The sequence below is a fragment of the Nocardia canadensis genome, assembly GCF_032656385.1.
Taxonomy (GTDB): domain Bacteria; phylum Actinomycetota; class Actinomycetes; order Mycobacteriales; family Mycobacteriaceae; genus Nocardia; species Nocardia canadensis.
On sequence record NZ_JAVCWB010000008.1, the window covers coordinates 782077 to 795670 of the forward strand.

Consider the following 13594-nt stretch of genomic DNA (forward strand, 5'->3'; position numbering starts at 1 on the left):
GCTTGCCTGCTTGGTGAGCGGTCACAAGTCTGGTCCATCGCTATGAGTGGTTGTAGAGTTCTCCGCGCCGGAACGAACCGATAGGGGCACCATGCGACCTGCCGTCCGTTGTCTGGTCTGGGAACTGGACGAAACCCTGTGGGACGGCGTGGTCCACGACTCGACCAGCACCACGCTGCGCCCGCAGGCACTGCGTACGCTCACCAAGCTGAGCGAACGGGGAGTGCTGCATGCCGTCGCGGCACGTGGTGATCGTTCGCGCACCCTGCGCACGCTCTATCGGCACGGCCTCTACGAGATGTTCTCGGCGGTCGAGGTGGGCTGGGGCCGCAAGTCGGCCTCGATCGTGCGGATCGCCGACACCCTGGGCCTCGGGCTGGACGGGATGGCGTTCCTCGACGCCGAGCCGGTCGAGCGCGCCGAGGTCTCGCGTGCGCTGCCGATGGTGCGCTGCTATGCCGCCCGCAACGTGGACATGCTGCCGCTGTTGCCGGACTTCCGGCACGACCTGCGTTCGGGCCCGGTCCCGACGCCGCCGCTGGGGTTCGCGCGCGTCCCGGCCCTGTGACGGCCCGGATTCGGCTGCGCGCGCTGCCTTCTCGCACGCGATGCGGCACCGCATCGCGTGCGATCTTGCACAGCGTGCCGAAATCGACCGGGTGGCAGCGTCTCAGGACTGATCCGGCAGCAGCGACAAGGTGAGACCGGCCAGCCTGACCGGGTCGGCGACCACGTCGTAGGCCGCGATCCGCGTTGCCCGGATGGTGAAGGTGAGCACGAACAGCGGCCTGCCCGCCCGGACAACGACGAGCCCCGGCCGACCGTCGACGAGGACCAGGACCGCTTCCCGCGAGCGCTGCCGCAGCACGACCGCGCCTTCGGCGACGGCGGCCGCGCCCCGGACCAGGGCGGCCATGCCGGGCGGGAGCGCCGCCGGATCGGCCGAGCGCACGACATCGGGGGCGAGCACCGCCAGCAATTCGTCCAGGTCGCCCTCGCGCGCGGCCTTCAGGAACGCCGCCACCGCGGTCCGCTGCGCGGTCAGTTCCGCGGGCTCGATCCGGGCCGGCGCGTGGACGCGCTGCCTGGCCCGGCTGGCCAGCTTCTTGGTGGTGGCCGGTGTCCGCCCGAGCATCGGGGCGATCTCGGCGAACGGCACGGCGAACAGGTCGTGCAGCACGAACGCGACCCGCTCCTGCGGGCCGAGCACATCGAGCACGACCAGCAGCGCGCGGCCGACCGCGTCGGCGAGCAGCGCGTCGTCCTCGGGGTCGGCGCCCGGACCGGTGGCCCGCGTATCGGCGAGGTCCGGCGCCGTGGTCTCGGCGCGCTGGGCGCGGGCGCGCAGCAGATCCAGGCAGATCCGGGAGACGACCGTGGTCAGCCAGCCGTCGAGATTGCCGATCTCGGCCACGGCGACGCGATCCAGACGCAGCCAGGCCTCCTGCACGACGTCGTCGGCCTCGGCGGCGGTGCCCAGCATCCGGTAGGCGATTCCGCGCAGCCGGTCACGGCGCTGTTCGAAGGCGAGCGCGAGCGCATCCGTCTGCATCGGTCACCTTTCGGCCGGCCCGTTCGTCATCGGATCGACGGCGGTCGCCGTCGCTCACCGTAGACCGGAGGAACCCACTCATGCACACGAGCTTCGTCGTCGTCACCGTGCTCGCCGCCTCGGCCGCGCTGATCGCCGCGGCGATCGACGTCGTCCGCGCCGACTGGATCCGCGCGAACATGCGCCGCTACGGGGTCGCACCGTGGACGCTCACGCCGCTGGCGGTGATCAAGGCGGTGGGCGGTCTCGCGCTGCTGGCCGGGCTGGCCTGGCGGCCGCTGGCGATCGCCGCCGCGGCCGGGCTCGTGGTGTATTTCCTGTGCGCGGAGCTGACCGTCCTGCGTGCCCGCGCCTACGCCGACCTCGGCTACCCGTTGCCGTATCTGCTGCTCGCGGGCGCCTCGCTGACGCTGGCCGCGGTGTGAGGCGGTGGTGGCGCGCCCGGTCGGACGCGCCACCACGCCCGGGTCAGGACTCGGCCAGGATGAAGTCCGCCGCCTGTTCACCGATGAAGATGGCCGGGGCGTTGGTGTGCCCGCGGATGATCAGCGGCATCACCGAGGTGTCGGCGACGCGCAGGCCCTCGACACCGCGCACCTTCAGGTCCGGGGTGACCACGCTGGCCGCGTCGGTACCCATTCGGCAGGTGCCGACCGGGTGGTACAGGGTGTGCGAGAACTTCTCGAGCGTCAGCGCCATGGTCGCCTCGAGATCGTCGGGCGCCTCCGGCGGGTAGATCAGCTCGCCCAGCGCGCTCTTGAGCGCGGGCTGCTGGACCAGGCTCGCGCACACCCGCAGTCCGGCGATCAGCGCCGCGCGGTCGGCGCCGTCGGGATCGGACAGGTACCGCGGGTCGATGACCGGCTTGGCGGTCGGATCGGCCGACGCGAGACCGATCCGGCCCCGGCTGCGCGGGCGCAGCAGGATCGCGCCGAGGACGACGCCGTGCTCGGTCGCCTCGACCAGGCCCTCGTGATAGAACGGCGCCGGCGCGTAGATCAGTTCCAGATCGGGGTGCTCGAGATCGGGCTCGCTGCGCACGAACCCGTACGCCTCACCGACATTGGAGGTGAGCATGCCGCGATGGCGGACCAGGTAGTTGATCAGCTCCAGCGGTTTCTCCGCCGCGAACAGCGAGTCGCCCTCGACGCTGTAGCCCAGGGCCGCGATCAGATGGTCCTGCAGGTTCGCACCGACCTCGGGGGAGTGCGCGACCACCTCGATGCCGTGCTGCTTCAGCTCGTCCTGGTCGCCGATGCCCGAGAGCTGCAGCAGCTGCGGGCTGTTCACCGCGCCACCGCACAGGATGACCTCGCGATTCGCGGTCACGGTGTGGGTCTGCCCGGCGTGCAGGTACTCCACGCCGGTGGCCTTGGTACCGTCGAAGAGCACCCGGGTGGCCAGCGCTTCGGCGCGCACGGTCAGGTTGGCGCGCTTCATCGCCGGGCGCAGGTACGCGTCGGCGGTGCTCCAGCGCCTGCCGTCGCGCTGGGTCACCATCGTCTGCGAGAAGCCCTGCGGCGCGGGCCGGTTCGGCGACTCGAGCTCGTGGCCCGCCTGACGCACGGCCTCGAGGAAGGCGTGCGTCGAAGCGCGCGGGCTGCGCTGGCGCTGCACGTGCAGTGGGCCGCGCGACCCCTCGTCCGGGTACTGCGCGTCCTGGACGTTCTCGATCTTGCGGAACTGCTCGACCGCCGCCGCGAAGTTCCACTCCTTGCCGGCCAGGAGCCCCCACTCCTCGTAGTCGGCGCGGAAACCACGCACCCACATCATCGCGTTCATCGACGACGAGCCGCCGAAGGTCTTGCCGCGCGGCCAATAGATCTGCCGGTCGCCGAGGCCGGGCTGCGGCTCGGTCAGGTAGTCCCAGTCACGCTCGGTGCGGAACAGCTTCGAGAACGCCGCCGGAATATGGGCGAACTTGTCGTCGTCGGCCGGACCGGCCTCCAACAGCACGACCGTGGTGCCCGGGTCGGCGCTGAGCCGATTCGCGAGCACCGCCCCCGCCGACCCCGAGCCGACGATCACGTAATCCGCGGACGTCCCACCTGCTTGCACTGTCCAACTCCGATCCTGCACTGCATCTGTCGTAGCCAACTGGACGCGCCCGCTCGCGGGTCCGAAAAGCCCGCGAGCGCAGCCGGACTCGTCGTCCGGCGGCGGCGCTGCAAGCAGCGTACTGACAGTGGCGGTCCGGTGGGTGCCGCCTGACTCAGTCCGAGCCTGCCGCTGCCGCGGCCTTGCCCGCGCGACGGCCGTAGAAGCTGCCGTCACCGAGTGACGCACCGCTGACATAACCGTACGCGCACAGCCCTGACGTGCAACGACCCGCGGCGTAGAGCCCGGCGATCGGTTCGCCGCTGACGTGCAGCACCCGTGAGTCGAGGTCGGTGCGCAGGCCGCCCAGGGTGAATCCGGCGGTGAAACCGCGCAGATCGAAACCGGCCAGCGGGGTCGAGATCGGGCGCACCCACTCGGGCTTCTTGCCCAGCAGCGGGTCGTTGCCGTTCTCGGCGTGACGGTTGTAGGTGGCGATCGTGGTCTGCAGCGTCTGCTCCGGCAGCCCCATGTCCGCTTCGAGCTCGGCCACCGTCTCGGCGACCCACTTGGGCGGGAACCGGAAGAACGGGGTGGCCGACTCGGTCGTCAGCGCTTCCTCGAGCGAGGCCTCGTCGATGACGAGGAAGGCCTGGTTGTCGTTCTGCAGCAGGGTCGCCTGTCCGATGCGGCCCGGGTAGGTGTCCTCGGTGACGTAGCGCTGGCCGCGCCCGTTGACGAGGATGCCACGCGCCATCATCTGCGGATCGCCGAAGATGGCGACCTCGCTGGCGTCCATGTGCGCGAGCTCGGCGCCCAGCGCCTGGGCGAGCCGGATGCCGATGCCGTCGTGCTCCTCGATCGCCGCGCCGGGCCTGCCGCTCAAGCGCGGGGTGTAGCGGTCGATCATCTCGGTGTCGTAGGCGAAGCTGCCCGTCGCCAGGACGACGCCGCGCGCGGCCCGCACGGTGACCGGCTTGCCGTAGGTGGTCGCCAGGACGCCGACCACGCGATCGTCGTCGTCGACGATCAGCCGGCGGATGCGGGTGTCGTACTCGACGTCGATGTCGAGCGTGGCGACGGTGTCGGCCAGCGGCTTCATCAGCATGTAGCCGCCGCTGCGCTCACCGATCTTCTTGCCCGCCAGCTCGGGAACGTGACCGCGCGGCGCGGGCTCGGCGATGTCGAGGAAGGGCGCGGAGTTCTCGCCGCCGGAGTACATCAGGCCCTCGTCGTGCGGCGGCTCCCAGCCGGGCTCGCCCCAGAACGACTCCTTGAACGGCACACCGCAGTCGACGAGCCAGTTGTAGTGCTCGACGCTGCCCGCGCAGTAGTCGTCGATCTTGGCCTCGTCGACGCCGGGACCGAGCGCCGCCTTGAGGAAGGCGGCCATGTTCTCCGGGGTGTCGTCGAAGCCGAGCGCCCGCTGCAGCGGGGTGCCGCCGCCGAGGTAGACGAACCCGCCCGCCAGCGCCGCCGCGCCGCCCCAGCCGCCGGTCCGTTCCAGGATGAGCACCTTCGCGCCCGCTCTGGCGGCCTCGATCGCGGCGCACACACCGGCGATGCCGTATCCGGCCACCACCACGTCGGCCTCGAAATCCCAGTGCTCCACGGCGTTCGCGCGCAGCGGGCGGACGGTGTCGATCCGATGGGGCTGTTCGGTCACGGGCTTCCTCCGCTGCTCGGGTACGTACCGAAATGGTGCCGCCAACCGCGCGACAAAACAAGAACGTGTTACAAAACCTCCCGCCCAGCGGGACGCTTGCGCCCCGGTCGGGCTCCGGTACGGTGGCGATCGAACCGACGTAGACGAGATCTGGTGGTGTTGTGGTGAGCGCGAACATTCGAGACATTGCGGTGCAGACCCTGACCGGGACCGACACGACGCTGGGCGAGCTGGCGGGGGACCGGGCGGTGTTGCTGGTGAACGTGGCCTCCAAGTGTGGCCTGACCCCGCAGTACACCGGCCTGGTCGAGTTGCAGAAGACCTATGGTGAGCGGGGCTTCACGGTGATCGGCTTCCCCTGCAACCAGTTCATGGGGCAGGAGCCCGGCACCGCCGAGGAGATCCAGGAGTTCTGCTCGGTCACCTACGGCGTCGACTTCCCGCTGCTGGCCAAGGCCGACGTCAACGGCGAGGACCGGCACCCGCTCTACACCGCTCTGGTCGAGACCCCCGCCGCCGACGGCAGCGCGGGCGATATCCAGTGGAACTTCGAGAAGTTCCTGATCGGCCGCGACGGCACTGTCGCGGGCCGCTTCCGCCCGACCGTCACCCCGGACGCCGGCGAGGTCGTCGCCGCGATCGAAGCGCAGCTCTGATCGCGGGCTCGGCAGCATCGCTGTCGAGCCCCTGCGCCGACAGCGGGCAGGCTGTCGGCGCGCCAGTAGTGCCGCGGGTCAGCGTCGCGCGCACCAGCCCGCACGCGTCCTGAACGGCCGCACCGATGCCTGCGTCCTCGCGCGACAGCGGGGCCGGCCAACCCGGCGCCGCCGCCCCGAGGCCGAGCGGGGTCGATGCCCGCATGCCATCGCTGCGGGATCCGCTCAGTGCAGTTCGGCGGCCGCGAACGTGATGCCCCTCGGCAGGCAGTGCATGCCTGGCATGCACTGCACTGTCACCGAGTTCGCTCCGCAGATGAATCGCGAACAACCGGCCACCGGAACTCGCCATGATCGGCAGCAGCGTGGCGGCGGTGAACAACAGGCCTGGCGTCGCCTGCACACGCGGTGAGAGCAGCGGCTCCCCGTCGCACGCGGCCAGCCGTCCGTCGACCCGGGTATCGCCGCTGCCCGGCTGATGTCACACTGCGCGACCGCATGTCGTCATCTCGTCGACAGGTTCACCGGCGAAGGAGAAACCCCCATGCGGATCGCAGTGATCGGCGCGAGCGGACGGATCGGCCGTGAGGTCGTCGACGTGCTGAACAACCAGGGGGAGGAGGTCGTCGAGATCACCCGCTCGGCCGGGATCGACGTGGTGACCGGGCACGGGCTGGCCGAGGCGCTGGCCGGAGCCGATCTGGTTGTCGACGCGATCAACGCCGAGACCACCGACACCGCCGCGGTCACCACCTTCTTCGACACGGTCGCGCGGACCGTCGGCAGGGCCGCGGCGGCAGCGGGGGTGCGGCGGATCGCGGTGGTCTCGATCATCGGCATCGACGACTTCACCAACGGACACTACGCGGGAAAACTGGCCCAGGAGCGCGCCTACCAGGCGGGCCCGGTCCCGGTGCGCATCCTGCGCGCCGCCCAGTTCCACGAGTTCACCGAGATGATGCTCGACTGGACCACCGTCGGTGATCGCGCCGAGGTGCCCGAGTACCGGGCGCGTCTGGTCGCCGCGCGCACGGTCGCCGAGCATCTGGCCGATCTCGTCCGTACCGACGGCCCGATGATGGTCGAGATCGCCGGGCCCGAGGAATGGCGCCTGGCCGACGCCGTCGCCCGGGTCGCGGCCCGCCGCGGCGCACCGGCGCAGGTTGTCGAAGTGCGGAACACCGCCGACCCGGACCGCCGGTTGCAGGCCGAGGGGGCCCTGTTGCCCGGACCCACGGCGATCATCGCGGGCCCGACGTTCGCGCAGTGGCTCGACCGGCGGTGACATCGGCCTCGGGATAGCTTCCGTGCCAACGGAACCGATGCTCTAGGCTGAATTCGTACAGTCGGTCCGATGCCCACGGAGGCGCCCGATGTCGCACTCTCCTGCCGCCTACCCCAGCGCCGTTCCGGTCGGGGTGGACACGACCCGCGCGAGCATCGCGCGGGTCTACGATGCCGCGCTCAACGGCAAGGACAACTACGAGGTGGACCGGGCGGTGCTCGAGCAGGTCCGCACCGTCGCGCCGCAGGTCAACGATTTGGCGTGGGCCAACCGCGATTTCCTGATCCGCGCGTGCCGATTCCTGGCCAAGGCCGGGATCGATCAGTTCCTCGATCTCGGCTCCGGCCTGCCTACCGCGGAGAACACCCACCAGGTGGTCCAGCGCGTCGACCCGCAGTCGCGGGTGGTCTATGTCGACAACGACCCGTCGGTCCTCGTGCACGCCCAGGCGCTGCTGGCCAGCAACAGCCGCACCCGCATCGCCGAAGCCGACATCTTCCGTCCGCTCGAGGTGCTCGGCAACGAGACGGTTCGCGGCACGCTCGACTTCACCCGGCCGCTGGCGCTGTTCCACATCGGCACCCTGCACCACTACCTCGGTGAGGACGGGCCCGCGCTGATGCAGACCTATATCGACGCCCTGCCCTCGGGATCGTTCGTCGCGATCGCCCACTTCCACGACCCGCAGACACCGGAATACAGCGAGCTGGCCCGCAAGATGGAAGAGAAGTTCATCCACAGCCCGATGGGCAGCGGCCGCTTCCGGACCAGGGACGAGATCCAGGCCATGTTCGGCGACCTGGAGATGGTCGAGCCCGGCCTCGTCCGGTGCGACGACTGGTGGCCCGACGGTCCCCACCTCACCCCGCTCAACGCGGTCCGCCATTGCATCGTCGGTGGTATCGGCCGCAAACGGTAGGCCGACATTTCTGCTTGAATGGAAGTATGTGCCGGTGGATGGCGTACTCGGGTGAGCCGATCCTCGCCGAGGATCTGCTGTTCCGCCCTGAGCACTCCCTGATCGACCAGAGCCTGCACTCGCGCCTCGGCGTGACCACCACCAACGGGGACGGCTTCGGCATCGGCTGGTACGGCCTCGGCGCCGAGCCCGCGGTGTACAAGAGCATCGAGCCCGCCTGGAACGACCGCAATCTGCGCGAGATCGCGAGTCAGGTGCGCACGCCGATGATGCTCGCGCACGTGCGGGCCTCGACCGGGACGCCGGTGCAACGCAGCAACTGCCATCCGTTCCGGCACGGGCGATGGCTGTGGGTGCACAACGGCGCCCTGCGCGGCTTCCACGAGACCCGGCGCGATCTGCTCACCGCCGTCGAACCAGCGCTCTTCGCCGACATCGAGGGGTCGACGGACAGCGAAACCCTGTTCTACCTGGCTTTGACCTTCGGTCTCGCCGACGATCCGTTCGGTGCGGTCGCCCGCGCGGTCGGTTTCGTCGAAGACGTCGGGCACGCGCACGGCGTCGAGTATCCGGTGCAGATGACCGTCGCGACCACGGACGGAGAATTCCTCTGGGTGTTCCGCTATTCGAGCGAGCGAGAATCACGGTCGCTGTTCTTCTCGACCGAACTGGCCGCGTTGCGGGCACTGCACCCGGAGGTCGAGATCCTGCGCGAACTCGGCTCCGAGACGCGATTCGTGGTCTCGGAGCCGCTGCGCGACCTGTCGGGGGCGTGGAACGAAGTGCCGGAATCCTCGGCGGGGGTGGTGGGTGCCGGCGCCGATTCGATCCGGTCCTTCGAGCCGATCGCACCCGGCTGAGGATCAGCCGGCGGGATGCTTCCGGGCACGCGCGCGGCGCGGCGTCTTGGCCGGCGCGGCCGCTCTGGACGGTGGCGGTGCGGCGGGCGCCGATTCGACCGGCTCGTCACGCCATTTGATTTCGATTTCGATTTCGGTCTCGGTACCGTCGACCTCGATTTCGAATTCCCAACTGACCCGGTCGGCGACTTCGACCTCGATGGAATCGCCGTCCGAACCGAATTCCACCTCCGATTCGCCCGCCAGAGCCTTGCCAATCGCGATCAGGCGCTCGGACGCCTCTTTACGAGAGAGTTCGGACTTCCTCTTGATCTCCAACTTCGGCATATCGACTCCAGCTGTCGGGTCTCGTGAATTGGATAACTACACCGTAGCCGACAGGTGGGTGAGGTCCTCGGAGATCTGCCAGAGGCGTGCGGCGTCGTCCGCGCTGCGCAGCCGGGAGTAGACGGCCTGCTCGGCGGGTGCGCCGGACAGGTGCCCGAGACCACTCGGACCGTACAGTCGGGCGCCGCGGGCGTCGGGCGAGGTGGCGGCCAGCAGCGCGGGCAGCAGCGCTGTCTCGACCGTCCCGACGAGGATGCCGCGCCGCGACAGCGCGTGAATGAGGCGCCTGCCGAGCGTGTCTCGTGTTCGGCCGAGTTCGGGCCGCGCCGCCAGGAGACTGGTGGGTGCGACCCCGGGGTGGGCGAGATTGCTGGTGATGCCCCAGCCCGCCGCCCGGCTGCGCCGATCCAGTTCGAGCCCGAACAGGCCGAGAGCGATCTTCGACTGGCTGTACGCGCGTTGGCCGTCGTAGGACCGTTCCCAGTTCAGGTCGTCCCAGTGCATGGCGTGCCGATTCGCGGCGATGCTGATCTGCGAGGTCACCCGCGCCCGCCCGGCGCGCAGCAGCGGCAGCAGCTGGGCGACGAGCGCGAAGTGCCCCAGATGGTTGGTGCCGAACTGCAACTCGAACCCGTCGGCGGTGGTCTGCCGCTGTGGCGGGGTCATCACGCCGGCGTTGTTGACGAGCAGGTGGATCGGCCGGTTCTCCTCGCGCAAGGCCGCACCGAGTGCGGCGACCGAGTCCAGCGACGACAGATCCAGCTCGCGCACCGACAGCACCGCCCGAGGGTGCTGGTGCCTGATCTTCGCGACCGCCGCCTCGCCCTTGCGCCGGTTGCGCACGGGCAGGACGACCTCCGCGCCGGCGGCGGCCAGCCGGGTCGCCAGGCCCAGCCCGACGCCGTCACTGGCGCCGGTGACGACGGCGAGTTTCCCGGTGAGGTCGGCCACGATGAGGTCCGGCCGTGTGTGTGCCATGCGTTGCTCCTGGGTCGCTGGACGGGGGACGTGGTTTCAGGCTGCGCCCCGGACGCGCGGATATCCACGGTCTGTCGATCCCAGGCAACCCCACGCCGCCGAGGGCAGACTGGGGACAGAACCGTGAGGGAGGATGCAGCCGATGATCGACCGAGCGGGGCTCGCCGAATTCCTGCGACGCCGCCGAGAAGCACTGCAACCCGAAGACGTCGGGCTCCCGCGCGGGGAACGCCGCCGAACGGCCGGACTGCGTCGCGAAGAGGTCGCCACGCTGTGTCACCTCTCCGCCGACTACTACAGCCGGCTCGAACGCGAGCGGGGCCCGCACCCGTCCGAGCAGATGATCGCCTCGATCGCGCAGGGGCTGCACCTGACGCTCGACGAACGCGACCACCTGTTCCGCCTGGCCGGACACAACCCACCCGCGCGTGGCTCGACCAGCGAGCACGTCAGCCCGGGCCTGCTGCGCATCTTCGATCGCCTGACCGATACCCCCGCCGAGATCGTCACCGAACTCGGCGAGACCTTGCGCCAGACCCCACTGGGTGTCGCCCTCACCGGCGACACCACCCGCTACACCGGCCCGGCCCGCTCCCTCGGCTATCGGTGGTTCACCGACCCTGCCACCCGGTCGATGTACCACCCCGACGACCACGCTCTGCACTCGCGCGTGTTCGCCTCGGGATTGCGCGCGATGGTCACGCTGCGCGGCCCCGATTCACGCGCGGCGCACCTGCTGGAGCTGCTGCTCGACCGCAGCGAAGAATTCCGCACCCGCTGGAAAGAGCACGAAATCGGCGTTCACTACACCGGCGTGAAACGCTATGTGCACCCCGAGGTCGGTGCTTTGGACCTGACCTGTCAGACACTTCTCGACCCCGACCAATCGCATCTCCTGCTGGTCTACACCGCCGTCCCCGGCAGCGAGAGCTACGACAAACTCCAGCTCCTGTCCGTCATCGGAGCACTCCCACCGGCATCTCCGACCGCGTGAATCAACAGCGCGCCCGTGGAGTTCGTCACCGCACCGGGAACGAGTTGTCCCCCGCAACAATGGGCCTCCGGCTGTCGCCATCGCGTCGGCCTGCCCAGTGACGTCGCTGCGCACGCGCAGACGCCGATGACCGGACCGGGATTCGACTGCCTGAACATGTGGGGGGAGCCCGCGAGGGGCATGTTGATACTCACATATGCGCATCAGAGCATGTAAATCCTGGCGGCACGCAGCCGACGTCACCCACCGCGTCGGTAGCAAGGAGCGGAACCGACACGGGTAAGTGCGCATCTCGGTACCAGCAGCGGAATCCACGACGCTGGTCCGATGAGTGAAGTCGTCGGTGTCGGTACGGCTCGCGGGACCATGCGCCAGTGCTGGAAGCGGTTTCGCGGACATTGCGGCTCGATCCGGCGAAGAAGGCCATGTCCAACGGCTGGCCGATGTGCCGACGGTGACGCGCGTGGCGGTCGCCGAGGCCACAATGCCGCCGGGCGTGCCGGTTGCGATGAGCGACGAACAGCGTCGCGCCCCCTGGGTCACACTGCGCGGTGGCACGGCGTCCGCTGACAGCGATGGGGAAGGGCGCTCGTCGTGTGGGTCGGCCTGCCGCACGGCCGACCCGCACGCGGTCAGTAGGCGCGGGAGAAGATCACGCGCTTGCCGTAGGCGCTCGGCACGGCACAGCGAACGCAGGGGCTGCTGGTCGCTTCGCCTGCCAAGGGAACGCAGCGCGGCGTCGCGGTGGTGATCGCTGCGATCTCGTTCTCGCAGCTGGGCCGCCCACAGTGGTGCGCGAGCGCCCACCCGGTCGATACCGCGACCTCGAAGGCCGCCCAGTCGTCGACGGTGCTGGTGTTCTCGTCGCGGAACGCGGTGGCGCGCGCCAGCAGGTACGCCTGGAAGTCGTCGAGGATGCCGGGCATCGTGTCGGGCAGGCTCGCCAGCTCCACGACCTGTTTGCCGTCGTCGCCGAGACGGCGGACCAGCACCGCGGTGCCCGCGGCGAGGTCGCGCGGGCCGAGTTCCAGCCGGACCGGCGCACCCCGCATCTCCCACTCGTTGAATTTCCAGCCCGGCGTGTGGTCACGGTCGTCGACGTGGACTCGGACACCGGCCGCGCGGAGCCTTCCGGCGAGTTCGCCGGCCGCGGCCAGGACAGCGGTCGCGGTGTCGCCGCGCAGGATCGGCACGATCACCACCTGGTGGGGTGCCAGCCGGGGCGGGAGTACCAGGCCGCGGTCGTCGCCGTGGGTCATGACGATGCCACCGAGCATGCGGGTGCTCATGCCCCATGAGGTCGTGTGGCACAGCGTGTCCCGACCGTCCGCGGCCGCGTAGCTGATGCCGAAGGCTTGCGCGAAGTTGGTGCCCAGGTAGTGGGACGTGCCTGCTTGCAGGGCTTTGCCGTCCCGCATCATGGACTCGATGGTGATCGTCTCGACCGCTCCGGCGAACCGCTCACCGGGAGTCTTCTCGCCGGGGACGACAGGCATCGCCGCCAGGTCCCTGGCGACGGTGGCGTAGATATCCAGGGCCAGCGCGGTCTCCGCGCGCGCCTCGGCCTCGTCGGCGTGGGCGGTGTGGCCCTCCTGCCACAGGAATTCGGTGGTCCGCAGCAACATGCGCGGGCGCATCTCCCAGCGCACGACATTGGCCCACTGATTGAGCAACAGGGGCAGATCACGGTGCGAGTCGATCCATTCGGCCATCATCTCGCCGATGATCGTCTCGCTGGTGGGTCGCACGACGAGGGGTTCTTCGAGCTCTTTCCCGCCCGCGTGGGTGACAACGGCGACTTCGGGGGCGAACCCCTCGACGTGTTCGGCTTCGCGTGCGAGATGGGACCGGGGGATCAGGAGGGGGAAGTAGGCGTTCTCGTGACCGGTGTCCTTGATGCGGCGATCGAGCTCGGCCTGCAAGAGTTCCCAGATCCGGTACCCGTACGGTCGGATGACCATGGTGCCCTTGGCCGGTCCGCGGTCGACGAGCGCCGCCCGCAGGACGACCTCGTTGTACCAGGTGGAGAAGTCGGCGCTCTGGGCGGTGATTCCGCGCTCATCCCGTGCCATGGCACGAGGGTATCGCCGTGGTCTACCGATTTTTCGGGCCAGGATGTGTGGTCCAGGAGGTGCCCGAGGCCTGCTGTTTCGGCACTCGGAGACCGGGGTAGTACCCGGTCGGGTCGGTGATCCATACGGGGTCGGGACCCATACCGCGGGAGACGGGATGACGGCTCTCCCGGACCAGCGGTCCGGCGGTTGCCGGGCGACGAAGGTGGCCCCCGGTGGTCAGGGCGCCGAGGGACTCGCTCGGCAAC

13 protein-coding genes are annotated in these 13594 nt (G+C 69.8%); 7 read left to right on the forward strand and 6 right to left on the reverse strand.

Annotated features, from left to right (window positions below; genetic code table 11):
* Window positions 1-91 precede the first annotated feature (91 nt).
* Window positions 92-568, forward strand: coding sequence for an HAD-IIIC family phosphatase (locus Q7X29_RS17380; protein ID WP_218720044.1), 477 nt, complete (start codon window positions 92-94; stop codon window positions 566-568).
* 102 nt (window positions 569-670) lie between these two features.
* Here the strand turns inward: Q7X29_RS17380 and Q7X29_RS17385 are convergent, their stop codons facing one another.
* Complete coding sequence (locus tag Q7X29_RS17385) at window positions 671-1552, reverse strand: sigma-70 family RNA polymerase sigma factor (RefSeq protein ID WP_218720045.1); 882 nt, start codon at window positions 1550-1552, stop codon at window positions 671-673.
* 80 nt (window positions 1553-1632) lie between these two features.
* Here Q7X29_RS17385 and Q7X29_RS17390 point away from each other — a divergent pair, with 80 nt between their 5' ends.
* Window positions 1633-1977, forward strand: coding sequence for a DoxX family protein (locus Q7X29_RS17390; protein ID WP_218720046.1), 345 nt, complete (start codon window positions 1633-1635; stop codon window positions 1975-1977).
* Window positions 1978-2020: 43 nt separating this feature from the next.
* Here Q7X29_RS17390 and Q7X29_RS17395 read toward each other — a convergent pair whose 3' ends face one another.
* The gene (locus Q7X29_RS17395; protein WP_316574727.1) at window positions 2021-3610 is read right to left on the reverse strand and encodes a GMC family oxidoreductase; all 1590 of its coding nucleotides are present in this window, start codon (window positions 3608-3610) and stop codon (window positions 2021-2023) included.
* Between the two features lie 154 nt (window positions 3611-3764).
* Window positions 3765-5255 carry an FAD-dependent oxidoreductase gene (locus Q7X29_RS17400; protein WP_218720048.1) on the reverse strand — a complete coding sequence of 497 codons (1491 nt, stop codon included), beginning with the start codon at window positions 5253-5255 and terminating at the stop codon, window positions 3765-3767.
* Window positions 5256-5416: 161 nt separating this feature from the next.
* Here Q7X29_RS17400 and Q7X29_RS17405 point away from each other — a divergent pair, with 161 nt between their 5' ends.
* From Q7X29_RS17405 to Q7X29_RS17420, 4 genes are all read left to right on the forward strand, one after another.
* Entirely contained in the window at window positions 5417-5911 is a 495-nt protein-coding gene (locus Q7X29_RS17405) for a glutathione peroxidase (protein WP_308248586.1), read from the forward strand.
* A 544-nt stretch (window positions 5912-6455) separates the two neighbouring features.
* Window positions 6456-7196 carry an SDR family oxidoreductase gene (locus tag Q7X29_RS17410; protein ID WP_316574728.1) on the forward strand — a complete coding sequence of 247 codons (741 nt, stop codon included), beginning with the start codon at window positions 6456-6458 and terminating at the stop codon, window positions 7194-7196.
* 88 nt (window positions 7197-7284) lie between these two features.
* Complete coding sequence (locus Q7X29_RS17415; protein ID WP_316574729.1) at window positions 7285-8115, forward strand: SAM-dependent methyltransferase; 831 nt, start codon at window positions 7285-7287, stop codon at window positions 8113-8115.
* A 38-nt stretch (window positions 8116-8153) separates the two neighbouring features.
* The gene (locus tag Q7X29_RS17420; protein WP_316574730.1) at window positions 8154-8975 is read left to right on the forward strand and encodes a class II glutamine amidotransferase; all 822 of its coding nucleotides are present in this window, start codon (window positions 8154-8156) and stop codon (window positions 8973-8975) included.
* 3 nt (window positions 8976-8978) lie between these two features.
* Here the strand turns inward: Q7X29_RS17420 and Q7X29_RS17425 are convergent, their stop codons facing one another.
* Together Q7X29_RS17425 and Q7X29_RS17430 are read right to left on the reverse strand one after the other, a co-directional pair.
* Entirely contained in the window at window positions 8979-9302 is a 324-nt protein-coding gene (locus Q7X29_RS17425; protein ID WP_316574731.1) for an amphi-Trp domain-containing protein, read from the reverse strand.
* A gap of 36 nt (window positions 9303-9338) precedes the next feature.
* Entirely contained in the window at window positions 9339-10280 is a 942-nt protein-coding gene (locus Q7X29_RS17430) for an SDR family oxidoreductase (RefSeq protein ID WP_218720053.1), read from the reverse strand.
* Between the two features lie 142 nt (window positions 10281-10422).
* Between Q7X29_RS17430 and Q7X29_RS17435 the strand changes: the two genes are divergently transcribed.
* Window positions 10423-11274 carry a helix-turn-helix transcriptional regulator gene (locus Q7X29_RS17435; RefSeq protein ID WP_316574732.1) on the forward strand — a complete coding sequence of 284 codons (852 nt, stop codon included), beginning with the start codon at window positions 10423-10425 and terminating at the stop codon, window positions 11272-11274.
* 632 nt (window positions 11275-11906) lie between these two features.
* On the opposite strand, the gene proS is transcribed toward Q7X29_RS17435, so the two are convergent.
* The gene (proS, locus tag Q7X29_RS17440; RefSeq protein WP_316574733.1) at window positions 11907-13346 is read right to left on the reverse strand and encodes a proline--tRNA ligase; all 1440 of its coding nucleotides are present in this window, start codon (window positions 13344-13346) and stop codon (window positions 11907-11909) included.
* Window positions 13347-13594 lie beyond the last annotated feature (248 nt).

Coding starts and splice junctions, on each gene's coding strand:
- Q7X29_RS17380 (WP_218720044.1), top strand. CDS start 92: ATGCGACCTGCCGTCCGTTGTCTGGTCTGGGAACTGGACGAAACCCTG.
- Q7X29_RS17385 (WP_218720045.1), bottom strand. CDS start 1,552: ATGCAGACGGATGCGCTCGCGCTCGCCTTCGAACAGCGCCGTGACCGG.
- Q7X29_RS17390 (WP_218720046.1), top strand. CDS start 1,633: ATGCACACGAGCTTCGTCGTCGTCACCGTGCTCGCCGCCTCGGCCGCG.
- Q7X29_RS17410 (WP_316574728.1), top strand. CDS start 6,456: ATGCGGATCGCAGTGATCGGCGCGAGCGGACGGATCGGCCGTGAGGTC.
- Q7X29_RS17415 (WP_316574729.1), top strand. CDS start 7,285: ATGTCGCACTCTCCTGCCGCCTACCCCAGCGCCGTTCCGGTCGGGGTG.
- Q7X29_RS17420 (WP_316574730.1), top strand. CDS start 8,154: ATGGCGTACTCGGGTGAGCCGATCCTCGCCGAGGATCTGCTGTTCCGC.
- Q7X29_RS17425 (WP_316574731.1), bottom strand. CDS start 9,302: ATGCCGAAGTTGGAGATCAAGAGGAAGTCCGAACTCTCTCGTAAAGAG.
- Q7X29_RS17430 (WP_218720053.1), bottom strand. CDS start 10,280: ATGGCACACACACGGCCGGACCTCATCGTGGCCGACCTCACCGGGAAA.
- Q7X29_RS17435 (WP_316574732.1), top strand. CDS start 10,423: ATGATCGACCGAGCGGGGCTCGCCGAATTCCTGCGACGCCGCCGAGAA.
- proS (WP_316574733.1), bottom strand. CDS start 13,346: ATGGCACGGGATGAGCGCGGAATCACCGCCCAGAGCGCCGACTTCTCC.